24 protein-coding genes and 1 tRNA gene are annotated in these 25,073 nt (G+C 64.8%); 12 read left to right on the top strand and 13 right to left on the bottom strand.

Translation table 11 applies throughout. The annotated features are described in order from the left end of the window. Window positions 1-26: 26 nt before the first annotated feature. Window positions 27-1,436 carry a glucose-1-phosphate adenylyltransferase gene (gene glgC / locus ACX80M_RS02570; RefSeq protein WP_459308659.1) on the bottom strand — a complete coding sequence of 470 codons (1,410 nt, stop codon included), beginning with the start codon at window positions 1,434-1,436 and terminating at the stop codon, window positions 27-29. A 99-nt stretch (window positions 1,437-1,535) separates the two neighbouring features. On the opposite strand from glgC, the gene glgA reads away from it, so the two are divergent. Continuing rightward, window positions 1,536-2,732 carry a glycogen synthase gene (glgA, locus tag ACX80M_RS02565; protein WP_459308657.1) on the top strand — a complete coding sequence of 399 codons (1,197 nt, stop codon included), beginning with the start codon at window positions 1,536-1,538 and terminating at the stop codon, window positions 2,730-2,732. 163 nt (window positions 2,733-2,895) lie between these two features. Here the strand turns inward: glgA and ACX80M_RS02560 are convergent, their stop codons facing one another. After that, window positions 2,896-5,058, bottom strand: coding sequence for an acyl-CoA dehydrogenase family protein (locus ACX80M_RS02560; RefSeq protein WP_459308655.1), 2,163 nt, complete (start codon window positions 5,056-5,058; stop codon window positions 2,896-2,898). 53 nt (window positions 5,059-5,111) lie between these two features. After that, a complete protein-coding gene (locus ACX80M_RS02555; protein WP_459308652.1) occupies window positions 5,112-5,804 on the bottom strand; it encodes a TetR/AcrR family transcriptional regulator in 693 nt (230 codons plus the stop codon). Window positions 5,805-5,865: 61 nt separating this feature from the next. Between ACX80M_RS02555 and ACX80M_RS02550 the strand changes: the two genes are divergently transcribed. The 3 genes from ACX80M_RS02550 to ACX80M_RS02540 are packed head-to-tail and all read left to right on the top strand — an operon-like array spanning window position 5,866 to window position 9,506. Beyond that, on the top strand, window positions 5,866-7,233 hold the full coding sequence (locus ACX80M_RS02550; RefSeq protein ID WP_252598813.1) for an acetyl-CoA C-acetyltransferase: 1,368 nt from the start codon (window positions 5,866-5,868) through the stop codon (window positions 7,231-7,233). 9 nt (window positions 7,234-7,242) lie between these two features. Continuing rightward, entirely contained in the window at window positions 7,243-8,583 is a 1,341-nt protein-coding gene (locus tag ACX80M_RS02545) for a 3-oxoacyl-ACP reductase (RefSeq protein ID WP_252598814.1), read from the top strand. Beyond that, entirely contained in the window at window positions 8,580-9,506 is a 927-nt protein-coding gene (locus ACX80M_RS02540) for a MaoC family dehydratase (RefSeq protein WP_252598815.1), read from the top strand. Before ACX80M_RS02545 ends, ACX80M_RS02540 begins: the two co-directional genes overlap by 4 nt. Here the strand turns inward: ACX80M_RS02540 and ACX80M_RS02535 are convergent. From ACX80M_RS02535 to ACX80M_RS02520, 4 genes are all read right to left on the bottom strand, one after another. Beyond that, on the bottom strand, window positions 9,503-10,555 hold the full coding sequence (locus ACX80M_RS02535) for an FUSC family protein (RefSeq protein WP_252598923.1): 1,053 nt from the start codon (window positions 10,553-10,555) through the stop codon (window positions 9,503-9,505). The two genes, ACX80M_RS02540 and ACX80M_RS02535, sit on opposite strands and share 4 nt — an antisense overlap. A gap of 93 nt (window positions 10,556-10,648) precedes the next feature. Then, window positions 10,649-11,758, bottom strand: a complete 1,110-nt coding sequence (locus ACX80M_RS02530; protein WP_252598816.1) for a serine hydrolase domain-containing protein — start codon at window positions 11,756-11,758, stop codon at window positions 10,649-10,651. Between the two features lie 38 nt (window positions 11,759-11,796). Beyond that, a complete protein-coding gene (locus ACX80M_RS02525; RefSeq protein ID WP_252613761.1) occupies window positions 11,797-12,906 on the bottom strand; it encodes a glutathione S-transferase family protein in 1,110 nt (369 codons plus the stop codon). Window positions 12,907-12,916: 10 nt separating this feature from the next. Beyond that, window positions 12,917-13,654 carry a M50 family metallopeptidase gene (locus ACX80M_RS02520; protein WP_256472760.1) on the bottom strand — a complete coding sequence of 246 codons (738 nt, stop codon included), beginning with the start codon at window positions 13,652-13,654 and terminating at the stop codon, window positions 12,917-12,919. Window positions 13,655-13,770: 116 nt separating this feature from the next. Between ACX80M_RS02520 and ACX80M_RS02515 the strand changes: the two genes are divergently transcribed. Continuing rightward, window positions 13,771-14,235 (top strand): GatB/YqeY domain-containing protein, encoded by a 465-nt coding sequence (locus ACX80M_RS02515; protein ID WP_252598818.1) that lies wholly within the window; start codon window positions 13,771-13,773, stop codon window positions 14,233-14,235. Between the two features lie 113 nt (window positions 14,236-14,348). On the opposite strand, the gene ACX80M_RS02510 is transcribed toward ACX80M_RS02515, so the two are convergent. From ACX80M_RS02510 to ACX80M_RS02500, 3 genes are all read right to left on the bottom strand, one after another. Next, window positions 14,349-14,651, bottom strand: coding sequence for a DUF4193 domain-containing protein (locus ACX80M_RS02510; RefSeq protein ID WP_056339942.1), 303 nt, complete (start codon window positions 14,649-14,651; stop codon window positions 14,349-14,351). Between the two features lie 203 nt (window positions 14,652-14,854). Then, the gene (locus ACX80M_RS02505) at window positions 14,855-15,469 is read right to left on the bottom strand and encodes a hypothetical protein (RefSeq protein WP_252598819.1); all 615 of its coding nucleotides are present in this window, start codon (window positions 15,467-15,469) and stop codon (window positions 14,855-14,857) included. 74 nt (window positions 15,470-15,543) lie between these two features. Next, window positions 15,544-15,626: transfer RNA gene (locus ACX80M_RS02500), tRNA-Leu, on the bottom strand. 172 nt (window positions 15,627-15,798) lie between these two features. Here ACX80M_RS02500 and ACX80M_RS02495 point away from each other — a divergent pair. Then, window positions 15,799-17,103, top strand: coding sequence for a M20/M25/M40 family metallo-hydrolase (locus ACX80M_RS02495; RefSeq protein ID WP_252598820.1), 1,305 nt, complete (start codon window positions 15,799-15,801; stop codon window positions 17,101-17,103). 12 nt (window positions 17,104-17,115) lie between these two features. Beyond that, the gene (locus ACX80M_RS02490) at window positions 17,116-18,276 is read left to right on the top strand and encodes an acyl-CoA dehydrogenase family protein (protein ID WP_252598821.1); all 1,161 of its coding nucleotides are present in this window, start codon (window positions 17,116-17,118) and stop codon (window positions 18,274-18,276) included. 50 nt (window positions 18,277-18,326) lie between these two features. Here ACX80M_RS02490 and ACX80M_RS02485 read toward each other — a convergent pair whose 3' ends face one another. Beyond that, window positions 18,327-18,560: a DUF5703 family protein gene (locus ACX80M_RS02485; protein ID WP_056339951.1), complete on the bottom strand. Its 234-nt coding sequence runs from the start codon at window positions 18,558-18,560 to the stop codon at window positions 18,327-18,329. Window positions 18,561-18,599: 39 nt separating this feature from the next. Here ACX80M_RS02485 and ACX80M_RS02480 point away from each other — a divergent pair, with 39 nt between their 5' ends. Beyond that, window positions 18,600-18,866 carry a hypothetical protein gene (locus ACX80M_RS02480; RefSeq protein ID WP_056339953.1) on the top strand — a complete coding sequence of 89 codons (267 nt, stop codon included), beginning with the start codon at window positions 18,600-18,602 and terminating at the stop codon, window positions 18,864-18,866. A gap of 73 nt (window positions 18,867-18,939) precedes the next feature. Here ACX80M_RS02480 and ACX80M_RS02475 read toward each other — a convergent pair whose 3' ends face one another. Further along, window positions 18,940-19,875 carry an aldo/keto reductase gene (locus ACX80M_RS02475; protein WP_252598822.1) on the bottom strand — a complete coding sequence of 312 codons (936 nt, stop codon included), beginning with the start codon at window positions 19,873-19,875 and terminating at the stop codon, window positions 18,940-18,942. 50 nt (window positions 19,876-19,925) lie between these two features. Between ACX80M_RS02475 and ACX80M_RS02470 the strand changes: the two genes are divergently transcribed. Both ACX80M_RS02470 and mshC read left to right on the top strand, forming a co-directional pair. Next, a complete protein-coding gene (locus ACX80M_RS02470) occupies window positions 19,926-20,759 on the top strand; it encodes an undecaprenyl-diphosphate phosphatase (RefSeq protein ID WP_252565374.1) in 834 nt (277 codons plus the stop codon). A 15-nt stretch (window positions 20,760-20,774) separates the two neighbouring features. Continuing rightward, on the top strand, window positions 20,775-22,052 hold the full coding sequence (gene mshC, locus ACX80M_RS02465) for a cysteine--1-D-myo-inosityl 2-amino-2-deoxy-alpha-D-glucopyranoside ligase (RefSeq protein WP_459308645.1): 1,278 nt from the start codon (window positions 20,775-20,777) through the stop codon (window positions 22,050-22,052). Here the strand turns inward: mshC and ACX80M_RS02460 are convergent. Beyond that, on the bottom strand, window positions 22,049-22,954 hold the full coding sequence (locus ACX80M_RS02460; RefSeq protein ID WP_056339966.1) for a PAC2 family protein: 906 nt from the start codon (window positions 22,952-22,954) through the stop codon (window positions 22,049-22,051). The two genes, mshC and ACX80M_RS02460, sit on opposite strands and share 4 nt — an antisense overlap. A gap of 198 nt (window positions 22,955-23,152) precedes the next feature. Here ACX80M_RS02460 and ACX80M_RS02455 point away from each other — a divergent pair, with 198 nt between their 5' ends. Then, window positions 23,153-23,842, top strand: coding sequence for an HAD family hydrolase (locus ACX80M_RS02455; protein ID WP_252608019.1), 690 nt, complete (start codon window positions 23,153-23,155; stop codon window positions 23,840-23,842). Beyond that, entirely contained in the window at window positions 23,839-25,005 is a 1,167-nt protein-coding gene (locus ACX80M_RS02450; protein WP_459308643.1) for a site-2 protease family protein, read from the top strand. Before ACX80M_RS02455 ends, ACX80M_RS02450 begins: the two co-directional genes overlap by 4 nt. Window positions 25,006-25,073: the final 68 nt, after the last annotated feature.

Below are 25,073 nucleotides of genomic sequence, written 5' to 3'. Positions count from 1 at the left end.
CCCGGCCAGGCCTGCCAGTACTTCGCTTAGCCCTTGCGGCTGCCGGCTGCGGCCTGCGAGGCTGATTGGGCGTGGACCGCAGCGGCCTGCTCGACTGATTCGCGGAGTTCGGGGTAGTTGGCCGTGGCTGCCTTGACGGCATCCGGTACCAGGTGGAGGTTCTTAGCGGCGAGCGCACGTTCCGCGTCCCCGGGCTCAGGCACCTGCTGGCCCTTGGCGAGCACCGTAATACCGGATTCCGTCACCTTGAACCCGCGGGCGCGGTCCAGGTCATGGTCCAGGCCGATCGCGGCGCCGGCCGGAACCTTAACGTTCTTGTCCAGGATGGCCCGGTTGACCACGGCACCTTCGCCGATAATCACCTTGTCCATCAGGACCGAGTCGATGACCCTGCTGCCGTTCCCCACAAAGACGTCGTTGGACAGGACGGAGCCCTCCACGACGCCGCCGGAGACGACCACGCCGCTGGACACGATGGAGTCCAGGGCGGTGCCCACGGTGTCGTTTTGACCGCGGACGAACTTGGCCGGCGGGGAGATGCTCTGGCGCGTGTAAATGGGCCACTCAGAGTTGTAGAGGTTGAACACAGGCAACGGGGAGATGAGGTCAATGTGGGCGTCGTAGAACGAATCAATGGTGCCGACGTCGCGCCAGTAGGTCCGGTCGCGTTCCGTGGAGCCGGGGATGTCGTTGAGGGTGAAGTCGTAGACTCCGGCCTCACCCTGGCTGACGAAGTAGGGGATGATGTCCCCGCCCATGTCGTGCTTGGTGTCGAGCCGTTCGGCGTCCACGTGAAGGGCATCCACCAGCGCGTCGGCGTCGAAAACGTAGTTGCCCATGGAAGCCAGGAACTGGGTGGGATCAGCGGCCAGGCCAGGAGTTGTGGCGGGCTTTTCCACAAATGCAGCGATCTTCTGCGGGTCCTCCTGGTCCACCTCGATCACACCGAACTGGTTGGCCATGCTCAACGGCTGGCGCACGGCGGCCACAGTGGCCTTGGCGCCGCTCTGCACATGCTGCTCCACCATCTGGGCGAAGTCCATGCGATACACGTGGTCCGCACCAACCACGACGACGATGTCGGGGTTGGCGTCATGGATCAGGTTCAGGGACTGGTAGATGGCGTTGGCGCTGCCGAGGAACCAGCTCTTGCCGACGCGCTGCTGCGCCGGCACGGACGCCACATAATTGCCCAGCTGCGTGGACATCCGCCAGGTCTCGGAAATGTGGCGGTCAAGGCTGTGGGACTTGTACTGGGTCAGGACCACGATCTGCAGGTAGCGTGAATTCACCAGGTTGGACAGCGCAAAGTCGATCAGCCGGTAACTGCCGGCAAAAGGCACTGCAGGTTTCGCCCGGTCTGCCGTCAGTGGCATTAGCCTGTTTCCCTCGCCGCCCGCGAGGACAATGGCCAGGACTCTTTTATTCAACGGCATGGTAGTAGCTCCTGTACGCCTTCGTAACCCCAAACAGTCCGGCATGCCCGGACCCCTTCACACTAGAACAGATAGTGCGGAAGGACTACCTTGGGTAACGTGCGAATAGACATTGTGACTAAAGAGTTCCCGCCCGAGATCTACGGAGGCGCCGGAGTCCACGTGGCCGAATTGAGCAGGGTGCTTAGTAAGCATGTTGACCTGCAGGTTCGTGCCTTCGGTGCACCCCGCGACGCCGATTACCACGGTGCCGGGGTGACCTCCTATTCCGTTCCCGAAGACCTGGGCTCGGCCAACGCCGCCGTCCAGACGCTCGGGGTGGACCTGCGGATCGTGCCGGACGTGGCAGGTGCCGATCTGGTCCATTCGCACACCTGGTATGCGAACATGGCCGGCCATCTGGCGTCCCTGCTCCACGGCATCCCGCACGTATTAAGTGCCCACAGCCTGGAGCCCCTGAGGCCGTGGAAGGCCGAGCAGCTTGGCGGCGGCTACGCGTTGTCCTCCTGGGTCGAGAAAACTGCCTACGAGGCGGCAGCAGCGATCATCGCCGTTTCGGAAGGCATGCGCCAGGACATTCTTCGCAGCTACCCGGACGTTGACCCTGCCAAAGTCAGGGTGGTCCACAACGGCATCGACGTCGAACTGTGGCAGCGCGACGAAAACCAGGACGTCGTCCGCGCCCTGGGCATTGATCCGGATAAGCCGAGCGTGGTGTTTGTCGGCCGCAACACGCGCCAGAAGGGCGTGCCTTACCTCCTGCGTGCAGCCGCGAAGCTTCCGGCCGATGTGCAGCTCGTGCTGTGCCTTGGGGCGGCGGATACTCCCGAGCTCGCCGCAGAAACTGCACGCCTGATCGAGGAGCTGCAGAGCCAGCGGACCGGCGTCGTGCTGATCGAACGGATGCTGCCGCGGAACGAACTCATCCAGGTCCTCAGCCACGCCACAGCGTTCGCCTGCCCGTCCATCTATGAACCGCTGGGCATCGTCAACCTCGAGGCGATGGCCTGCGGTGCTGCCGTGGTGGCCAGCGCTACGGGCGGCATTCCCGAGGTGGTCCAGCATGGCGAGACGGGCCTGTTGGTGGACCTGGAGCAGGTCACCGACGGTACAGGCACGCCGCTTGATCCGGAGGAGTTCGTGACGGAATTTGCCGCCGCTCTGACCGAGGTGGTGTCCGATCCCGAATGGGCACGTGCCATGGGCCAGGCCGGCCGCCGCCGTGCGGAGGAGCACTTCTCCTGGGACTCCATCACCGAGACCACCCTCGAGGTCTACCGCTCAGTGCTTTCCTGACGGACGGCAGGAACAGCAGCACTAGTGACCAGACAGCGCACGACGGCGCCGCCCCCACCGAGGGGAGCGGCGCCGTCGTTCGTACAAAACGCTTGATCCAACGCGGGGTCACAAAGTGCCCATTCCGGGGCGTCGGAGGGGCTTGAAGTGAACTCGCGTTGCTTTATCGGGAGGTAGCCGTGCGCGCCAGCAGCACCTTTTCGTCGACGGGTGCGTTGCCGCTGGCCCGCTGTGCCCTGACGTAGGCGCGGGCCTCGTCCTGCCGGGTCTTCTCGGCACCGGTGGCGATCGCCGCACGCACGTGGTCATCGCCGTACCCGAAGGCGTCCACAAGGTCCAGGGCATGGGGCCTGATCTTGACCAGGAGCCGGTTAATGTAATCACCCACGGTGCGTGCCCGTTGCATGGAGAGCCGGCCGTTCATCAGGTACCAGGACAGGTTCTTCTCGATCAGCGACAGGCCGAACAGGTCGCGCAGCCAGGTCAGGACCCGCTTGGTGCCGGGGTCCGTGACGTCTTCCAGGGCCGCCGTGAACGCCTCCCATTGCAGGAGCTCGGCGTGGGCCTGGGCAGCATCGATCAGCTCGTTCTGGTGCTGGTTGAAGAGGGCTGCCCCCTTTTCGACGGGCAGCTGGTTGGCGCCCTTCAGGGCCGCTCCGACGTCGGCCACCATGGTCTGGACGCGGTCCGTCAGGAGGGCGCGCTGGCCTTCCTCGTCCCGGAGCGCAATGGCAGCCTTCTGGACTGATCCGGTATCGGCGACGAACTGTGCCACCTGCCGCAGGCCGGTGCGGTGGATCGCCACGCCCGTTGCCTGGGCCACCACGTAGCGTGCAAGGACGCCAAAATCGACATTCCTGAACTCCTTGGCATAGTCGGCCAGGAGGCGCTTGGCCACAAGCTGGAGCAGCACGGTGTTGTCGCCCTCAAACGTGACATAGACGTCCATGTCCGCACGAAGGGAGGCATAGCGGTTTTCGATCAGGAAGCCGGCGCCGCCGCACGCCTCGCGGCATTCCTGCAGGGTGTCAAGGGCATGCCAGGTGCTCAGCGGCTTCAGGGCTGCGGCGAGGGTTTCCAAATCCTGCCGGTCCTCGTCAGTATCGTGGGCGCCGGAAAAGACGTCGTCGAATTTCTGGAGGAGCTGCTCGTGCGCGAAGCCCGCGGCATACGTCGTCGCCAGCCGGGTAAACAGGCGCCGCTGGTGGCGCTGGTAGTCCAGGAGGACCTCTTCGTCAGTGTGTGACGACGCGTTAAACTGGCGCCGTTCGGTGGCGTAGCGGATGGCTGCTGTCAGGGCGACCTTCGACGCCGCCACGGCCGCGCCGTCCAATGACACGCGGCCCTGGACGAGAGTTCCCAGCATGGTGAAAAAGCGGCGGCCGGGGCTGGCAATGGACGACGTGTAGGTCCCGTCAGGTGCCACATCGCCGTAGCGGTTCAGCAGGTTGGTGCGGGGGATGCGGACGTTGTCGAAATGCAGCCTGCCGTTGTCGATCCCGTTGAGGCCGCCCTTGACTCCGTCGTCCTCGCCACCGATCCCGGGCATGAACTCCTTGGTCTGGGGGTCCCGGAGGTCAACGTAGAAGGCATGCACGCCATGGTTGACGCCATTTGTCACGAGCTGGGCGAAAACGACGGCGCCGAGGCCGTCGATGGCTGCATTGCCGATGTAGTCCTTCCACGCAGCGCGGAACGGTGTATGGACCACAAATTCCTGGGTTTTGACGTCGTAGGTCGCGGTGGTGGCGATGCTGGCCACATCGGAACCGTGGCCGGTCTCCGTCATGGCGAAGCAGCCGGGGATCTCCAGGCTCATGATGCCTGGCAGCCAGTTGGTGTGGTGCTGCTGCGTGCCCAGGTGCATCACGGCCGAGCCGAAGAGGCCCCACTGGACACCAGCCTTAATCTGCAGGGACGGGTCGGCGGTGACCAGTTCCTCGAAGGCCGCGATGTTGCCGCCGTGGTCATCGGAACCGCCCAGTGCCAACGGGAAGGCCCGGTGTACGGCGCTGTTGTCCACGAGGTACTTCAACTGGCCGAAGGTTCGCGTCCGGTGTTCGGTGTGCGTCAGTCCTTCAATTTTGTGCAGTGCAGGGTCACTGGCCAGCGCGCGGGATTGGCGACGGGAGTCCGCCCATTTGCCCAGGAGTTGCTCGCCGAGGGCGGCAACGTCGACGGCGGGCTGCACAGCCGAGCCGTAGTTGGCGCTGGGGCTGGTGACCGCTGGGCCCGCAGCGGCTGTGTTCGCTACGGCGGCATTAGCTACGGCTGTATTCGTTACGGCGGCGTCCGGGCCGGTGGGGCGGTCCACTACTTCGGTCATGTCAATGTCCTTCGTTGGTTCTGACAGGAGGGTGTGAGGTTCTTGGGGCGGAATCATGCCGCGCTGGCGGGGCTAAGCTCGGGGGCGATCCCCACGCATAACCAGGCCGTGATCTGGCGGGCCATGGCTTCCTGGTCCGGTTTCGCCGCCGAAGCCGGCGTGCTGAGCCATTGCTCACCGGCATTTCGGACCAGGCCGATGGCCGCCGTGGGCCAGTAGCCGATCACCGCTTCTTTGCCTTCGCCGAGGTGGGTCCGCATTGGCGCGGCGATCATCTCTGCGATGGAATCGAAGAAGTGGCCAAGGGCTCCCGAGATGGCCGCCGATCCCTGGTGGCTGTCCGCATCCACCGGCGCATAGCGGGTGACGAAACTGTAGACATTGGGGCTGGTTTCCGCCATCTGGAGATAGGCAGAAATCATGGCCAGCAGCCCTTCCCGAGGAGTCTGGGCACCCTGCGCCGCTTCGCGGATCTTGCGCTGCATCTGGCTCAGGACAACTTCCCCGACGGCGTGCTGAAGTCCTGCCTTATCGCCGAAATAGCGGTAGAAGACCGACTTTGAGGTGCCGGCGGCCGCTGCAATCTCCTCCATGGAGGCATCGCTGCCCAGCGCGTGGACCGCGCGGCGTGCGGACTTGATGAGCGCCCGGCGTCGTTCCTCCCGGTGGGTCTGCCAGCGGGCCGAACGGCCGTCGGCAATTGCGCCGGCAGCCGGCGTCGGGACTTCTGCGTGGAGGTTGTTCACGATACTCAGCGTATCAGGTACGCTGGGTATCGGTAACCGTCGCAGATCAGAGGAGTCACCCATGTCCGTCAATGGACAGTCCGGCACCGGACCCCACGAATTCGCCAGCCCCACGACTTCCGGCGCGGCGCGTCCAGTCCGCCGGGCCGTAATTGTGGGTGGTAACCGGATCCCGTTTGCCCGGTCCGGCGGGGCCTACACGAAGTCTTCCAACCAGGACATGCTCACCGCCGCACTGGATGGTCTTATCGCCAGGTTTGGCCTCCAGGATGAGCGGATCGGCGAGGTTGCGGCGGGGGCCGTACTCAAGCACTCCCGCGACTTCAACCTCACCCGCGAGGCAGTCCTGGGTTCGGCGTTGTCGGCGGAAACCCCCGCCTACGACCTGCAGCAGGCGTGCGCCACCGGCCTCGAAACGGTTCTGGGCCTGGCCAACAAGATCAAACTGGGCCAGATCGATTCCGCCATCGCCGGTGGTGTCGACTCGGCGTCGGATGCCCCCATTGCTGTCAGCGAAGGCCTCCGCGAGATACTCCTGGACCTCAACCGCGCCAAGACACTGCCCCAGCGCCTGCAGGTACTCAGCCGCCTGCGGCCCAGGGACCTGGCCCCCGATGCTCCGAATACGGGGGAGCCACGCACCGGCCTGTCCATGGGCGAGCACCAGGCGCTGACCACCGCGCAATGGAACATTTCGCGCGAGGCGCAGGATGAGCTGGCTTTCAACAGCCACCGCAACCTTTCCGCCGCGTATGACGCAGGATTCTTCGATGACCTCCTGACGCCATACCGGGGCCTCGCCAAGGACTCAAACCTGAGGGCGGACACCACATTGGAGAAGCTGGCTACACTCAAGCCCGTCTTCGGGAAGAGCCTCGGCGCCGAGGCCACCATGACGGCGGGAAACTCCACACCGCTGACCGACGGGGCCTCCACGGTCCTGCTCGCATCCGAAGACTGGGCTGATGCCCATGACCTGCCGAAGCTCGCCACCGTCGTGGATGGTGAAGCTGCCGCCGTGGACTTCGTCCACGGCAAGGACGGACTGCTTATGGCTCCCGCGTTTGCGGTCCCCAGGCTGCTGGCCCGCAACGGACTGACGCTGGATGACTTCGACTTCTTTGAGATCCACGAAGCCTTCGCCGGGACTGTCCTGAGCACCCTGGCCGCCTGGGAAGATGATGAGTTCGGCCGCACCCGGCTGGGACTTGAGGGTGCCTTCGGCAGCATCGACCGCACCAAGCTGAACGTCAACGGCTCCTCCCTGGCCGCGGGCCACCCGTTCGCAGCCACCGGCGGACGCATCGTGGCCTCGCTGGCCAAGATGCTGCAGGCCAAAGGCACCGTCGAGGGAAGGCCTGCGCGCGGACTTATTTCCATCTGCGCCGCCGGCGGCCAGGGCGTCGTCGCAATACTCGAAGCACTCTAGGGGTACCGGATGACGGATAAATACACCACGCTCGTCAACCAGGGCGTGGGCAAGAACATCGCCAAACGGCTGGGCCTGCCCCAGCCTGCCGTGCTGCGCCGCTTCAAGCCGGGCCAGCCCCTGGTCACCGGCCCCGTCCTCGTCCAGGGCAACACCGCCGGTGCCGACGAACTGGCCGCCAGGCTGCTCTCCTGGGACCTGGACGTCCGGCGCCACGCGGTGCCCCGCGAAAAACTTGGCGCGATCATTCTGGCCCTGGATGAGCTGACCCGGCCCGAGGATCTTGAAAAGCCGGTGCTGTCCGCCGCGGCATCACTGCGTGATCTCGGCCCCAGCGCCCGCGTCATCACCATCTCCCGGCCGGCCGCCGAAACCGCGTCCCCTGCACAGTCGGCTGCCCGGCAAGGCGTCGATGGCTTCCTGCGGTCGCTTGCCAAGGAACTCCGGGCCGGCGCAACAGCGAACGGCATCGTCCTGGCAGAAGGTGTCCAGAGCACCAGCCCCAGCGCCCTGGCCGCCCTTCGGTTCTTTCTGTCCGGCCGGTCGGCATTTGTGGATGGCCAGTTCCTGACTGTGGCAACCGAGCAGGGCCACCTGCCCCCGGACTTCGAGAAGCCGCTCGCCGGCAAGGTTGCCGTGGTCACCGGCGCCGCCCGCGGCATCGGTGCGGCTATTGCCCGGACCCTCCACCGGGACGGGGCCATCCTGGTCCTCGTAGACATCCCGGCAGCCGGGGACCATTTGGCCGCCGTCGCCAACGAAGTCCGCGGCACGGCCCTTCAACTGGACATCAGCCGCGCAGATGCCGGCCAGCGGATCATCGACCACGCCGTGCAGCGTCACGGCCGCCTGGACATCGTCATCCACAACGCAGGAATTACCCGGGACAAGCTGCTCGCCAATATGGACCACGGTCGCTGGACCTCCGTCGTGAACATCAACATCGCCGCCCAGCTCAGAATCAACGAAGCGCTCCTTGCTTCCGAACACTTCCGTAATTCACCACGGATTGTCTCGGTGGCATCCACCAGCGGCATCGCGGGCAACCGCGGCCAGACCAACTACGCGGCGTCCAAGGGCGGCGTGATGGGTATGGTGCGCGCTTCTGCGCCCCTTCTGGCGGCGAACGGCGGGACCATCAACGCGGTGGCGCCCGGTTTCATCGAAACAGACATGACAGCACGGATCCCGTTTGCCGTCCGCGAAGTGGGACGGCGGCTGAATTCGCTGCAGCAAGGTGGCCAACCGTCCGACGTCGCGGAGGCCATTTCCTTTCTGGCGAGCGACGCCGCCGGGGGCATCAACGGCGACGTGCTGCGGATCTGCGGACAGAACCTGGTGGGGGCATGAGTACTGTCCAGCCGGTCATCCTGGGGGAGATGCCGTCCCTGTCCAAGCTCTACGTCAATGCCGCCGCGCAGACCGCGCGGCGGCGCGTGTTGGGCACGCACAACGGATCAAACCTTCCGGTCACTAGCCACGAAGTGCGCGGGGTAAGGGCCGACGTCGGCAACCTCACCGCCTACCAGCACCTCATCGGGCTGACTGCCAGGGACACTCTGCCGGCCGGATACCTCCACGCACTGGCATTCCCGCTGGCCATGAGTGTGATGAACCGCGACGATTTCCCGCTGCCACTCCTGGGCATGGTCCATCTCAGCAACCATGTGGAGCAGAGGTCGCCGGTGCTCTTCACGGAATCCCTGGACATCCAGGCCAGGGTTGAGAACCTCCGGGGCCACCGATCCGGCACGCAACTTGACGTTGTGGCAGAGATCCGCGGCGCGGATACGCCGGACATCAAGTGGACCGGGCGCTCCTCCTACCTGGCCAAGGGCGTGTTCCTCCCCGGCATCGACAAGCCAACGCCCCACAACGGCCAGGCCGATTTCACGCCTCCGGACCCCACCGCGATTTGGCATTTGGGGGTCGACACGGGAAGGGCGTATGCCGCCGTTTCAGGAGACTTCAACCCCATCCACCTGAGCGTGCTTTCTGCCAAGGCCCTGGGCATGCGCCGCTCCATCGCACACGGGATGTACCTTGCCTCGAGGGCCCTCGCGGATGTCGGGCCGGCCAAGGGCGAAGCGTTCACGTGGGATGTCACGTTCGAGGCTCCGGTGTTCCTTCCTGCCCGCGTTGCCTTGGCTATCACCGCCCTGGATATCACCACGGCACAGACGCCTGGCGAAGGCTGGCAGCGGGCCGAATTTGTGGCGTGGAACCCCCGCTCCGGCCGCCGCCACTTCAGCGGCTCCGTGGCACCGATCTAGGACGCCGGCCGCACAGCCCTGAGGACACGGTGCAGGCTCAGGAGGATGGACCCGGACGCTGTCACGGCCGAATCCTCCTGGGCCCGCTCCGCAACCGTTGCCATACCGGCCTCCACCGCCGACTTTGCGGCAGCGAACAGCCGCCGCTGGTCGGCTTCATCCTCACCGTCGAACGAGGCCAGGAGTTCGCCTGTGGCGGTCATGGCCGCGGCCAGGGGCGCACTGTCGTTGAAAGGCACCGTATAAGGTGCGTCGTCTGTCCAGATGACATCGGACAGGACTTCTGTCATGTCCTGGATGTGGAACGTCACCCGCTCCAGGTCACGAAGGTTGCGGTAGTCGAGATCCACATCGCGAGGATGGAGCCGCCGCCGCGGATTGGCGCGTCGGCTCGCATCAGCCTCCTGCACGAGATGGCGGACCGTGCTGGCTGCTTCGGCCAGCTCGGTCGACCGGCGGGACCAGTCCTCATGCTCGGGAGGCCACTTTTCAGTCAGGGCCGTTCCCATGTCAGTCAGTTGCCGCCCGAGGGCCAGCCGGAGTTTGCCCAGGCTGGTGGCCGCCGCGTTGAAGTGCAGGGGAGGAAAGACCAGGAAGTTGACGGCAATGCCCACGACGACGCCGACGCCCATCTGGATGAGGTAGCCGAAGGAAAAGTCGTCCCGGTTGCTTCCCCCCACCAGCAGGACCAGCAGCGCCGCCGTCGGAATCCAATCGCTGCCCGAGCCGATGCGGGGGAGACCGCCGAGCAGCACGCCGAGTCCCATAACGACCGCAACAGACAGCGGTGACGGATCACCGACACTGACCAGCGCAAAGGCGAGCCCGATACCCAGAGCGAGTCCGACGAGCGCCTGGAGACCCTGCCGGAAGGATCCGGCCACGTTGTGGTACATCGACACCAGGGCGCCGAGCGGCGCGTAGTACGGATAGTCGGCAGCGGATCCTGGCATCAGGGGAGCAATGGCGAAAGCGAGGCCGGCGGCCAGAGCTGCCTTCGCCGCCAGCTGCAGGCGCTGTACTGTGAATGCCGACGAGAGACCGGCCACCGAATTCCGCAGGATTCGGGTTCCAGCGGAGGGCCGGCCCTGCGGCTGCGTTTGAGTGTCACCCATCAGCCCCACACTAGGTGCACCCGTGTACTAGGACAAGGCCGACGCCGCCCGCCGGACCTCCGCAGCCAGCCGATGAGCTTTGCCCTGGGTGCGTCCGTCCTCCGCCCGCTGCGGGATGTATCCGAAGCCGAGGCCGTACGCGGGATCGGCGAACCCCAGCGCAGCGTTGGCTCCCTCGTGGCCGAAGGCGCGGTGGCTGCCGAAATTCCGCGACACGTGTGGCTTCATAAAGACCACGGCAAAGGCGTTGTCCAGTCCGGACAGGCGGTCCAGGCCCCACACCTGCTCCTGGGACATGGCGCTGACGGTCTCAGGGGTCAACAAGGGGTCCCGGCCGTCCACACCGGTGATGGCCGCGGCGTAGAGCCTGGCCAGGCCCTCCGCCGTACCCACACCGCCGGCGGCACTCATCCCCGCGGCGCGGACGGCCCGTTGATTGGGAAGTTCCATGATTGTGCTGACTGCCGCGTTGCTGTTAAGCCCATCCAGGCTCAGCGGATCCAGCCATGGTTGAAGAGGATCGACGTCGTAGAGGACGTCACGGTAGCGCGGTTCCAGCTCTTCGGGCAGTCCCAGGAAGAAGTCGATGCCGTAGGCCGTGCGGATGCGCTGGTCATAGAGGCTCTGCAGGCTGGTTGCCGTGACCCGCCGGCAGAGTTCCTCCATAATGATTCCGATGGTGAGGGCGTGATATCCGAAGCAACTGCCAGGACGCCATGCGGGGCTTGTCGCTGCCAACCTTGCCGCGGCCAGGGAGGTGGTGAATTCGTCCAGGGCGATGCCTCCCTCGACTCCCACCAGTCCGGCCTGATGGGACAGGGCTTCACGCACCAGCAAGCGGTCCTTGCCATGGCAACCAAACTCGGGCCAGTAGTGCGCCACCGTCCGGTTAAGGTCTAGCAGCCCGCCCTGGACGAGCAGCGAAATCACCAGCGCCGCCACGCCCTTGGAAACTGAATACGCCCCCGTAACGGAATCGGCGGTGATGTGGGGCCCGCCGGACAGGTCCACGATCTTCACGCCGTCCCGGTAGGCCGCCAGTTGGGCGCTGTACTGCGGATCCGCGGCGAGAAGGGCCTCAAACAGATCCAAAACGCCTTCATAACCGGGTGCTGCAAAGCCAAAAGATTTCTGCATGGGGCTAGCCTAACCGGTTAGAAAGCGCTTTCCCGATCCTAAGCCGCTCCATGGCCGGGGGAAACTTCTTCGCCGGGGCGCACCGGCCCCGGGGGAGTGCCGTCACCGAACGGCCGGCCGCCCAGTGATTCCCTGCCATGGGGCTCCAGCCAGCCCGCCGGATCAGGACCCTGCGGCACCATCCGGGTGGGATTGATGTCCTCGTGGACGATGTAATAGTGCTGCTTGATCTGGACAAAATCGATCGTGTCTCCGAAACCGGGAGTCTGGAAAAGATCCCTTGCGTAGCCCCACAGGGCCGGCAGTTCGGTCAGCTTCTGCCGGTTGCACTTGAAATGCCCGTGATAGACGGCATCGAACCTGGCCAAGGTAGTGAACAGGCGGACATCCGCTTCCGTGATGGTGTCACCCACGAGGTACCGCTGTCCGGTGAGGCGTTCCTCGAGCCAGTCGAGCGCGGCCCACAGCCTGGTGTAGGCCGAGTCATAGGCCTCCTGGGAGCCCGCAAAGCCGCAGCGGTAGACGCCGTTGTTGACCTCGGTGAAGACGCGCTTGTTGACGGAGTCAATTTCGGCGCGGAGGTGTTCCGGGTAAAGGTCAGGCGCCCCGACCCGGTGGAAACGGGTCCATTCGGTGGCAAAGTCCAGGGTGATCTGAGGGAAGTTGTTGGTGACCACCGCGCCGCTGGCAATATCAACGATCGCTGGCACCGTGATGCCGCGCGGGTAATCCGGGAAGCGCCGGAAATAGGCGCTCTGGATGCGCTCGATGCCAAGCACAGGGTCTACCCCGCGCGGATCGAGGTCAAAAGACCACGACCGGGCATCGTGGGTAGGGCCGGGCTGGCCAAGGGAGATGGAGTCCTCCAGGCCGAGGAGCCTACGCACAATCACGGCCCGGTTCGCCCACGGGCATGCCCGCGCCGCAATCAGCCGGTACCGGCCAGCTTCCACTGGCCACCCCGGCACGCCGTTGACGCCGGGACGGCCGTCGTGGGTGATCCGGTCCTCAATGTAATTCGTGTCCCGGTTGAACTCGGCACCGCCGGTCACATATGCGCCCAAGGTGCTGTGCCCGGTGCTGGTGTGCGTGCTGTCGGCAGCGGTGGCATTCGTGGCCTGCGGCCCGCTCGGAAATTCCTGGCTCATGCGGACCAGCCTAGGCTCCGGCGGCCAGGATTGCCGAGATGGGCTGCCAGGCGACCAGCCAGGAGCCGGCAATAACGACGACAAAGAGCGCGATCCAGATGCCGGAGGGTATGGACGTTGCGCGGTACAGGATATACGCGTCGGAACTGGCCAGCCTGTCACGGCGCCGCAGGTGCACATTGGTGAGCTTCGCGAGATCCCGGACGGCGGCCACAAGCAGGGCCACGCCAAGCACGACTGCAACATGGCCGGTGAAGCTGCTGGGCACAACGAGGACCAACACCCCGCCGCCTGCGACGGCAAGGCCTGTGATCAGCAGCCCCGCGAAGTTCCTGATGAACACGAGCGAAACCAGGAGGATAAGGGTGCCTGTGGCCAAGGCGGCCGGACCCCAGCCGGCAAAACCGGAGGTGACCAGGGCAGCGCCGGTCAGGGCAGGTACAGGATAGCCCCAGAATCCGGACCAGACGGCGGCGGCCCTGCCCCGGCTGTAACTGGTGGTTATGCCTGAGTGGTCCAACCGGAGCCGGATCCCGCTCAGTCTTTGGCCGCTCATAACGGCGGCGAAAGCATGGCCGAGTTCGTGCGTGGCGGTGGCCAGGAGCCCAAAGTACTTCCAGGTGGCACGGGGGATGGACAATGCAGTTGCCAGCGCCAGCACCACAGCCAGTTCGGCCACCGTGACTTGGGGGATGGCGGCACGGCTGAAGGCTTCAACGATCCGTTGCCACAATTGCTCGGGAATCAAGGTCGTTTCCCGCCGCGCCGGGAGTAGTGATTGTCAGCCATATCCCTCTACGGTACTAGAGGGATGGTTCACCACTGTCCTGCCGCCCTGCGGCGCTCAAGGAATCGAGGAATGCCGTGACCACTTTGAAGGAACGCCTGCACGCTGATGTTGTGGTGCACATGAAGGAGCGGAACAAAACCGCCCTGACCACGGTGCGCAATGTCCTGGGCGAGATCGAAACACGGGAGAAGTCGGGAAAGACGCCCATTGTCCTGGACGACGCCCAGGTGACCTCGTTGTTGCAGAAGGAGGCTGCAAAGCGACGTGACACCGCAAGGATCTATATGGAAGCCGGAGAATCCGAGCGGGCCGCGGCCGAGATCGCCGAGGCCGAAATCATAGAAGCGTACTTGCCGCAGCCGCTGACAACAGCCGAAGTCGAGGCGATTGTTGACGAGACCATTGCCGGGCTGCGGAACGAAGGCGTAGAGCCCGGAATGCGTCAGCTGGGCGCCGTGATGAAGCCTGTCACGGCCAAAGTCGCCGGACGCTACGACGGCAAGGCTGTCAGCGAGATCGTCCGCAGCCGTCTCGCCTAAGCGGGTCAGCTCGAGCCTGTTAACCGGAAAGGCACGCCTACTAAACGTGGGCGTGCCTTAACTTCCTGCTGGCGGAACACGGCCGCCACGGAAGAATATCCGGGTTTCTTGAATCAGCCTTCGCAGTCAGTGCAGTAGCTGTGTCCGTCTTTCTGCCGCGCAATCTGGGAGCGGTGCCGGACCAGGAAGCAGGAGTAGCACGTGAACTCGTCCTCAGCCTGCGGGATAACCTGCACGACCAATTCCTCGGCAACGAATTCGCCTCCCGGAACGCCGGCGCCATCCAGCCCGTCGGCCTCATCGAGCTCGAGGACGACGCTGCGGGCGTCCGGAGCATTGGCGGACTGCAGTGCCTCGAGTGAGTTGTCCTGCGACTCCTTGACGTCGGAGCGAAGTTCATCGTAATCGGTTGCCACTTAGGTGTATCTCTTTTCTTTGGTTCGTCTGTCGCGTATGCAACCTACAGCATCCGGCGGGTATTCCCCAATAGCCTGGCAAGAAAATTTCTCTGCGGCGCCAATATTTCCGTGCGGACACCCGCTGGGATCGGCGTCGGGTGACATTGGGCACCACGGTGCCCGGGGCTAAAAGTCAGCGCACGGCGGCCGAGCCGCGAGATCTAGTCAAGGTCCTTAGCCAAGGCCGTGGTCTGAGGCGGGGTAATCCGCCCCAGTCGCTCGTCGAGCGTCACGCGCAGCCGGGCGGCCGCCACCTGAACCCGGTGCTCGGCAGGGGTGACCTTCCTGTCCGGCGCAGAGGCGGCATTCGGGCGTGCGTGCACGTCCTTGTGTTCAGGGGACCCTGCGCTGACGGTCCAGTCACTATCGTCCCCGCCAGGCACGTACTCCCACGCCGCGTCGAACAGTTCAAGCTCCTCGGCACGGGCCAGCTCACTGCCTGCGAGGACGTTTAAGGTCGCAAGCCCCAAGGCCTTGGTTCCTTCATCCTGATCCAGGGCCCGGTCCAGGGCCCACTGGGTGCGTCGCCACCATTCCGCCCGGCTGTCCGCCTCGGTCTTCTGCCGGAGCGCCTGCTCGTCGGCTTCGCGTTTCTGGTCCAGCGCTGTCTTATCGGCTGACGTGCGCTGGGCCAGGGTGCGCCAGTTGATGTAGAAGGCCAGCAGGGCCGCGATCAGGACAGCCAAGGGGCCAAGCCCGGCAAGGATTACCCACCAGTCGGCCGGCCCGGAGTGGACGACGACTTCAAGCGGGCCAGGCGGCGGGGTTGGATTCACGGCTCCAGCTTAGGCCGTCGACGGAAACAGAAAAAACCCCTGAAATCCGTGGATTTCAGGGGTTTTCCCATTTGTGCGCGGAGGGGGACTTGAACCCCCACCCCCTTTCGAGGACTAGCACCTCAAGCTAGCGCGTCTGCCATTCCGCCACCCGCGCAGGTGGTAATTCGGAGATCGTTTCCGCCTTTCAGCGTTTCGCTTTTCTCCGAAGCAGCGAGAAAAACTCTAACACGAACTTTCCGAAAACATGGAATCGGGGCTGATGGGTAGGCTGAGGGCACACGAGAACGCAGGTTGTTTGCAGCCTTCCCACTGCCCAAGGAGTTTCTATGTCTGACATCCGTGCCGAGGATGAAGTTGTCCGGATCTGCCAGGAACTTATCCGGATAGATACCTCGAACTACGGTGACGGTTCGGGGCCGGGGGAGCGGTTGGCCGCGGAATACACGGCCGGGCTGATTGAAGAAGTGGGCCTCGCAGCCGAGATCTTCGAGTCGGCGCCCGGCCGCGCAAGTGTTGTGACCCGGATGGCCGGTGAGGATCCGTCCGCCAGCGCGTTGGTGGTGCACGGGCACCTCGATGTAGTGCCCGCCCTGCGTGAACAGTGGTCGGTGGATCCCTTTGGTGCGGAGCTCAAAGACGGACTCATCTGGGGCCGCGGAGCCGTGGACATGAAAGACATGGACGCCATGATCCTTGCTGTGATGCGGGATTTGGCCAGATCCGGGCGCAAGCCCAAGCGCGACATTATTTTTGCCTTCTTCGCCGACGAGGAAGCCGGCGGTGAGTACGGGGCCCGCTACGCGGTCGACAAGCGGCCCGAGCTCTTCGAAGGCGCAACTGAAGCCATCTCGGAGGTAGGCGGCTTCTCGGCGACCATCGGCGGGCAGCGCACCTACCTCCTGCAGACGGCTGAGAAGGGCATCTCCTGGCTCCGGCTGGTGGCGCACGGCCGGGCTGGCCACGGCTCCCAGATCAATACGGACAACGCCGTCACCCGGCTGGCTGCGGCGGTAACCCGGATCGGCGAATACAAGTGGCCGATTGAGCTGACGCCCACTACGCGGCAGTTCCTGGACGGCGTGACCGAACTCACGGGTGTGGAGTTCGATCCGGACAATCCGGACCGCCTGCTCGACCAGCTCGGCACCGTGGCGCGCTTTGTGGGGGCAACCCTGCAGAACACCACCAATCCCACGCTGCTCAAGGGCGGCTACAAGCACAACGTCATCCCCGAATCGGCCGAGGCCCTGGTGGACTGCCGGACGCTCCCGGGCCAGCAGGACCACGTGCTGGAGGTCGTGCGGGAGCTTGCCGGTTCCGGTGTCGAGGTCAGCTACGTGCACAGCGACGTCTCGCTTGAAGTCCCGTTCGCCGGAAACCTGGTGGATTCCATGATCGACGCCCTGCACACCGAGGATCCGGGGGCGAAAGTGCTTCCCTATACGCTCTCCGGCGGCACGGACAACAAGTCATTGAGCCGGCTGGGTATCACCGGCTACGGCTTCGCTCCCCTCCAGCTGCCCGACGATCTCGATTTCACCGGGATGTTCCACGGCGTGGACGAGCGGGTTCCGGTGGATTCGCTGAAGTTCGGCGCCCGGGTGCTCAACACGCTCCTCACCAATTACTGAGCCGGCCCGGACATGACTCCCGAGGAAGTCCTGCCGGAGCCCTTGCTCCAGGCCATCCGCGGCCGTGCTGCGGGCTATGACCGGGACAACACCTTCTTCTTCGAAGACCTCGAGGAGCTGACCGCCGCCGGCTACCTCAGGCTGTTTGTGCCGGCGTCCGACGGCGGCCTGGGGCTTGGGCTGGCGGCGGCAGCACAGTGCCAGCGGCGGCTGGCAACGGCGGCCCCGGCCACCGCCTTGGCCATCAACATGCATTTGGTCTGGACCGGCGTCGCCCACGTCCTGGCCGCACGGGGGGACCATTCCCTTGGCTTCGTCCTGCAGGAGGCCGCCCACGGCGAGATCTTCGCCTTCGGCAATTCCGAAGCCGGCAATGATTCGGTACTTTTTGATTCAAAAACGGCAGCCGTTCCCCTGCCGGGCGGGGCGTACAGCTTCACGGGTACCAAGATCTTCACGAGTCTTTCGCCCGCCTGGACCCGACTGGGAATCTTCGGCAAGGACGGCCAGGCCAGGGAAGGCGAAGGGGAGCTCGTGCACGGGTTCATCAGCCGGGAGGCCGCGGGCTACGCCATCCTGGATGACTGGAACACCCTGGGCATGCGGGCCAGCCAGTCAAACACCACCGTCCTGGACGGCGCCGAGGTCCCGCCGGAGAGGATCTTCCGCAAACTTCCGGTGGGACCTAACGCCGATCCGCTGATTTTCGCCATCTTCGCGTGCTTCGAGACATTGCTGGCTGCCGTGTACACCGGCATTGGCGAACGTGCCCTGAACCTGGGTGTTGAGGCCGTCAAGCGCCGCACGTCCTTCAAGAATGCCGGCCGCAGCTATGCGCAGGATCCGGATATCCGCTGGAAGATCGCGGAGGCCGCAATGGCCATGGATAACCTCTACCCCCAGCTGCTGACCGTCAGCCGCGATGTGGATGCGCTCGTTGAGCACGGGCCGCAATGGTTTCCCAAACTTGTGGGGCTGAAGGTCAATGCAACTGAAACGGCCCGCCGGGTTGTGGACATGGCCATCAGGGTGAGTGGCGGCTCCAGCTACTTTCGTGGGTCGGAGCTTGAACGCCTGTACCGGGACGTGCTGGCGGGGATGTTCCATCCATCAGACGATGAGTCGGCGCACAACACGGTGGCGAACGCGTGGCTGGGTCCGTTGGAGGACTGAACAGGCCGCTGGCCCGTTAGTCCCTATACGGTCCGCTGGCCGGACAATTCCTACACGGTCCGCTGGACCTGCATCACCCGGCGGCGGAGCCAGAAGCGCCTGCCGCCGCCCAAATACAGCTTGCTGCGTTCCAGCTCCCACTTGCCGTACTCGGAATGCTCCACAAGCCGGCGCCTGGCATCAGGCAGCGAATCGTCAGGGCTGACCGTCAGAACGAGGTACTCGTACTGCCTCAGAATGTCCCGTTCGCGCTGGACCGAGCTGGTGAGAAAATGTTCCTTCATTGCTCTCCATTTCCGTCCTTTTCCGGCTAACGTGAAGGCATGAGCATCGATCCGCGTGTCGCGCTTCAGTCCTTGACAACCGCCTTGGAAGAACACCTTATAGCAGCATCCAACCGGCGTGGAGATGGCGATCCCGCGGTGGAAGCGGCTTTTTTTGCGGTCGCGGATGCTTTCGAGGTTTATGAAGACGCACTCTACGAGGCTTACAGCGAAGTTACACCCCTTCAGGTCTTCGATGATGAAGAAGATGAGGACGATGAAGCCGGCATCGATGACGACGAGGACCTGGAAATTCTCGAGGACTGAGAACTCCACGCCGCCATCGCGGGCAAAGACCCAACGCTGCGGCCCTGAACGGCGTCTCCGCCGGCACGGAAACTCAGCCGGGCAGGGAAACGTCCTCGAGCGCGCGGGCAATTTCGGGCGGCAGCCTGGTTAGTTGGGCGGCCATGATTTCTTTCGCCTGCACGGGAGTCCGGGGCCCGATGATGGCAGTGGCCACGCCATGCTGGGACAATAGCCAGCTCAGCGAGACATCCAGCGGTGTCCGGCCCAGGCCCTTGGCCGCCATGGCCACGGCTTCCACTACGCTGGACGGCTGCGCCTCCAGATACGGCTCTACGTAGGGTGCGGAGTCTGTTCTTGCCGCCCGGGAATCGGCGGGAATGGCGCCGCGGTACTTGCCAGTCAGAACGCCACGTCCCAGCGGAGCCCAGGCCATCAGCCCCAGGCCGGCATCTTCGACGGCGGGAACCAGTTCCGCTTCCGCCTTTCGCTGCAGGAGTGAATATTCAGCCTGCGCGGCTACGAGCGGAAATCCGGCCACCGCCGCAGCCTTGGCGCTTTGCCACCCGTTGAAGTTGGAGATGCCCGCATAGCGGGCGCGGCCGCTCCGGAGCGCGAATTCAAGCGCGGACAGGGTCTCGTCCAGCGGGACATTGCCGTCCCATGCCTGGGCAAACCAGATATCCACGTAGTCAGTCCCCAGCCTGGCCAGACTTGCGTCCAGGCCGGTGAGCATCGCGTTGCGTGACGTGTCCACCGTGCGCCGGCCGTCCGACGTCGACATCCCCGCCTTGGTGGAAATGCAGACTTCGGTGCGGGAGACGACGTCACCCAGGAGAGAGCCGATCATCGCCTCGGCGCGGCCGTCGGCGTAAGACGCCGCGGTATCTATAAGTTTTCCGCCTCCATCGATAAATGTCCGCAATATCTCCGAGGCGTCCTGTTCGTCGGTATCGCCGGACCAGGACATGGTGCCGAGGGAAAGGGCGGAGACTCGCAATCCACTGTTGCCGACGTAACGCTGCTGCATAGCTGCAAGCTTACGGGGAATCAACAGTGTCCATGACGTAGGGTCTTAGCGTGAACTGGTTTGAGGCGGCCCTGCTGGGCCTAGTGCAGGGACTGACCGAATTTCTACCGATTTCATCGAGCGCGCACCTGCGGATTGTGGGGCAGTTCCTGCCCAACGCATCCGATCCCGGAGCCGCGTTTACCGCCATCACGCAGCTTGGTACCGAAACGGCGGTGGTGATCTACTTCTGGCGCGACATCGTGCGGATCGTCAAGGCTTGGGCGGGATCGCTGACCGGAAAAGTCTCCCGGCAGGACCCGGATGCCCGCATGGGCTGGCTGGTGATCCTGGGCAGCCTCCCCATCATCGTGCTGGGTCTGCTGTTCCAGGACCAGATCGAGTCGGTGCTGAGGAGCCTGTGGCTCGTAGCCACCATGCTGATTGTCTTCGGGCTCTTTCTGGCCGTGGCCGACGCGATCGGAAAGCAGGACCGGGACCTCACCCAGCTCACCTACAAACACGGCATTTTGTACGGCTTCGCCCAGGCCCTGGCTCTTATTCCCGGCGTGTCGCGATCCGGCGGCACCATCACCGCAGGTCTCCTGATGGGCTACACGCGCGAAGCCGCCGCGCGGTATTCGTTCCTCCTGGCTATCCCGGCGGTGTTCGGCAGCGGCCTTTACCAGCTGTATAAGGTGGTCTCCAAGGAAGGCATCACCGGCCCCTACGGCCTTCCGGAGACGGCGCTGGCCACCGTCATCGCCCTGGTGGTGGGCTACGTGATCATCGGTTGGTTCCTCAAGTTCATTTCCACCCGAAGCTACCGGCTCTTCGTCTGGTACCGGATCTTCCTGGGCCTGGCCCTGTATCTCTTGCTCGGTTTCAATGTCATCAGCGCCTAGCCGTAGGCTTAGGCTGTGAAATCCTGGACCTCCCGCCCTGTCCCTGCGCTGCCCGGCGCCATGCCTGCCATCCGGCTGTTCGATACCGCTGAGGGGAGTGAGGTCACGCTCCGGGCCGGGGGAGAGCAATCCATGTACGTCTGCGGGATCACTCCCTACGACGCAACCCACATGGGCCATGCGGCCAGCTACGTGGCCTTCGACCTGCTGAACAGGGCCTGGCGTGACGCCGGCCAGCAGGTTTCCTACGTCCAGAACGTCACCGACGTCGACGACCCCCTGCTGGAGCGCGCGACTGCCACCGGTGTGGACTGGCGGGACCTGGCCGCGAGCCAGATTGAACTCTTCCAGACCGATATGGAGGCCCTGAACGTCCTCTCGCCGGACCACTACGTGGGTGCCGTTGAATCAGTTGACATCATTGTTCCGGCCATCGAACGGCTGGTCCGGCTGGGGCTGGCCTACCGCGTCCCTGGTACGGCAGGGGAGCCCGACGGCGACGTCTACTACGACGTCGAAGCTGCCGGCAAGCAGTCGGTCGCCCCGGATGCCTGGACCCTGGGCTCGATCTCCCGCCTTGGTGAAGCCGAAATGCTGGAACTGTTCGCCGAACGCGGCGGCGACCCGGGCCGGGCCGGCAAGCGGCAGGCCCTGGACCCCCTGCTCTGGCGGGTTGCCCGTGACGGCGAGCCCAGCTGGCCGGGCGGCGAGTTGGGCCAGGGCAGGCCTGGCTGGCACATCGAATGCACGGTCATCGCCCAGCGGTACCTGCCGGCTCCCTTCACTGTCCAGGGCGGCGGCTCTGACCTCATCTTCCCGCACCACGAGATGGGCGCCGGTCACGCCTATTCCCTCGCCGAAGTGCCGCTGGCCCACCACTATGCCCACGCCGGCATGGTGGGCCTGGACGGCGAAAAGATGAGCAAGTCCAAGGGCAACCTGGTCCTGGTGTCCAAACTTCGGGCCGAGGGAGAAGATCCGGCTGCCATCCGCCTGGCCATCCTGGCCCACCATTACCGTTCAGACTGGTCCTGGACCGCTGAAGGGTTTGAAGCCGCGAAGGACCGCCTGGCTGCGTGGCGCAGCGCCGTCGCCACCTCGCCGGAAGGATCGGCCCCCGGCCTGATCGCAGAAATGAGGTCCGCCCTTGCATCTGACCTGAACGCACCGGCCGCCCTGGAAGCTGTTGACCGCTGGGCTGCCTCGGCGGACTCCGCCGCGGCAGCGGGCAGCCAGCATGATCAGGCCCTGGTCAGGGACGCCCTGGACGCCTTGCTCGGCGTCGTACTTTAGGGCTTGTCCCGGCCCCGACGCTTGAGATAGCGCTCAAACTCCCGCGCGATGGATTCGCCGCTCGCCTCCGGAAGATCGGCCGTATCTTTTGCCTCTTCCAGCTGGCGGACGTACGCGGCGATCTCAGGATCCTCGGTAGCCAACTCATCGACGCCGCGCTCCCACGCAGCTGCCTCTTCCGCCAGTTCGTGCGTGTCCAGCGGGACCTGGATCAATTCCTCGACCCGGTGCAGGAGAGCCAGCTGCGCCTTGGGTGACGGGGCCTGGGCCACGTAATGCGGGACGGCTGCCCAAAGGGAAACAGTCGGAAGGCCCGCCAGGAGGGACACTTCGGACAGTACTCCGACGATGCCGACGGGACCTTCATACTGGGATGCTTCAAGGTTGAGGCGTTCCCGCAACACAGCGTCGTCAGAGGACGTGCTGACCGGAATCGGCCTGCTGTGCGGAACGTCTGCCAGAAGGGCCCCCACCAGGACCACGTAGTCCACCTTCAGCGCTTCGGCGTGGACCAGCAGTTCCGCCGTATAGGCCCGCCACTTGTAGGACGGCTCAATGCCCTGGACGAAAATGACGTCCACGTTCGAATCCGGCGCACTGGCCTTGTAGATCCGTGTGGAGGGCCACTTGATCTTGCGTTCCCCCGAGGCGTTCCTTCGGACCGTGGGACGCGTGAACTGGAAATCGTAGTATTCGTCGGCGTCAATGGACGCGACCTTCTTGCCGCCCCAAACCCTGTTCAGGTAGCGCAAGGAATCACTGGCGGCTTCGCCGGCATCGTTCCAGCCTTCAAATGCGGCCAGCATCACAGTAATGCGCTCCCCGTCCGCCACTGGCAGCAGGAACTGCTCCGGTTCAGGTGCGGCACCCGGTTCCGCGGTGTCTCCGTCGAAGCTATTCATCTCATCACCCTACGTCCAAGAACCGGCGCGACGCATTGAATGAAGAGCCAAAAAGTGCGCCGGGGCGCGTGCGCGCCCAAAGGCAATGCTGATATTCGCCGAGGGCGTATCCACCGGTTGGCGTTCAGGTGCGCCCCGTAGACTGGGAACATGCGATCCCTACCCTCCGTTTCCCCGCTCAGAGCCGTTCTTTGGGATATGGACGGCACCATTGTGGACACTGAACGCTACTGGATTGCCGCGGAGCACGCCCTTGTGGAAGCGCATGGCGGCACATGGTCACATGGGCAGGCCATGCAGCTCGTGGGTCAGTCGCTGACGTATTCGGCCGGTATCCTGCAGGCAGCCGGTGTCCGGCTGGAGCGCCGGGAGATCATCGACACCCTGACCTCTGAGGTCATCAGGAGCGTCCGGCACTCTGTTCCTTGGCGTCCCGGTGCGCGGGAACTGCTGGATGACCTGCACGTCGCCGGTGTGCGGTGCGCGCTGGTGACCATGTCGGAGGAGCCGTTGGCCCGCGAAATTGTCGCGAGCCTGCCCAAGCCTTACTTCGAATTCCTGGTCACGGGGGACACCGTCACCCAGGGCAAGCCGCACCCGGAAGCATACCTGAAGGCAGTGGAGCTGCTTCAGGAAGCGGACCCGGACCTGACCGTGGATCACTGCGTCGCCCTTGAGGACTCCGCACCGGGAGTGGCTGCTGCTGTGGCCTCGGGCGTCGCCACCGTCGCCATTCCGCACATTGTCCCGATCCCCGACGATCCCAGGCACACCACCTGGGAATCCCTGGCCGGCCGCACCGTTTCCGAGCTGGAGGCCATCGCCGCGGGCAGCCTGGCCGCCGCGGTGGCTGGATCTGCAATGCCTGTGACGGGGAGCCCGTCATGAGTTCCGCGCCCGCCCCCGCCCGCCGGGAAGGAATACCGCTCGGCAGGATCGCCGGAATCCCGGTCATTCTGGCCTACTCGTGGTTTGTGATCGCCGCCTTTACCGTCATTGTCTACGGACCCCTGCTGTTGGAGCAGAATCCGGTGTTGGGCATTTCCGCCTACTACATGGCGTTCGCGTACGCCCTGCTGCTCCTGATCTCAGTCCTGGTCCACGAACTGGCGCACGCCCTCACGGCCAAGATCTACGGCTGGCCCACGCAGAAGATCGTGCTGAATCTCTGGGGCGGCCACACCCAGTTTGAGAATTTCACGGCGACGCCGGCGCGCTCGGTCATCGTGGCGCTGGCCGGGCCGGCTGCCAACCTGGTCCTCGCCGGCGGCGCCTGGGTGGTCCTCTCCACCACCAGCATGGGCACCGTGGCCGAAATACTCACAAACATCTTTATGTGGGCCAACTTCGTCATCGGCATCTTCAATGTCCTGCCCGGACTCCCGCTGGACGGGGGCAGGATCGTTGAGTCGGCCGTCTGGAAAGCAACCGGGAGCCAGGCCAAAGGCACCGTCGCCGCCGGCTGGGCCGGCCGCGTCATCGTGGTAGCGCTGGGCTTCTGGTTCATTGCCCGGCCGCTGCTGGCCGGTGAGACACCAGATATCAGCCTCCTGATGATCACCGTCCTCGTTGGCGGCTTCCTCTGGATGGGTGCCAGCGCCGCAATCCAGCAGGGCACCCTGCGCGGAAGGATGCATCTGGTCAGCGCTGCTGCCCTGGCGGCTCCCGCCGTCGGAATTCCAGCCGCCGCGGTGGTGGCGGACATCCGCAGGCTGTCACCGGACGGTTCACGCGCCGTTGTGGTCTGCGGGCCGGATGGACGCCCGCAGGGTGTTGTGGATCCCGGTGCCCTCGCCGCGGTTCCTGACTACGCCGCCGACTCCACGCCTGCCACGGCAGTGTCCTATGCCCTCGCGGCGGGAGCCTACGTACCTGAGTCGTCCCAGGGGCAGGAACTGATCCAGTACCTTTCCCAGCTGGACGGTCACGAATATGCCGTGGTGGACCATCACGGAACGGTCACCGGACTTCTGGCGCAGAACGTGGTGGTGGCCGCCATCACCGGCAAGGCTGACCCGTCAAATAGGCATCCTCAGGGTCAAAGCCGGTAGAGTTACGTGCCGGCCGTGCATTGCCGCCGCGTGGCCGCCCGGAGGCCTCCGCCGCGCCCGGCGGACCT

The organism is Pseudarthrobacter sp. MDT1-22 (assembly GCF_054511035.1).
The sequence above is the reverse complement of the archived record's forward strand: the minus strand, read 5'-3'. Positions and strand labels throughout refer to the sequence as shown.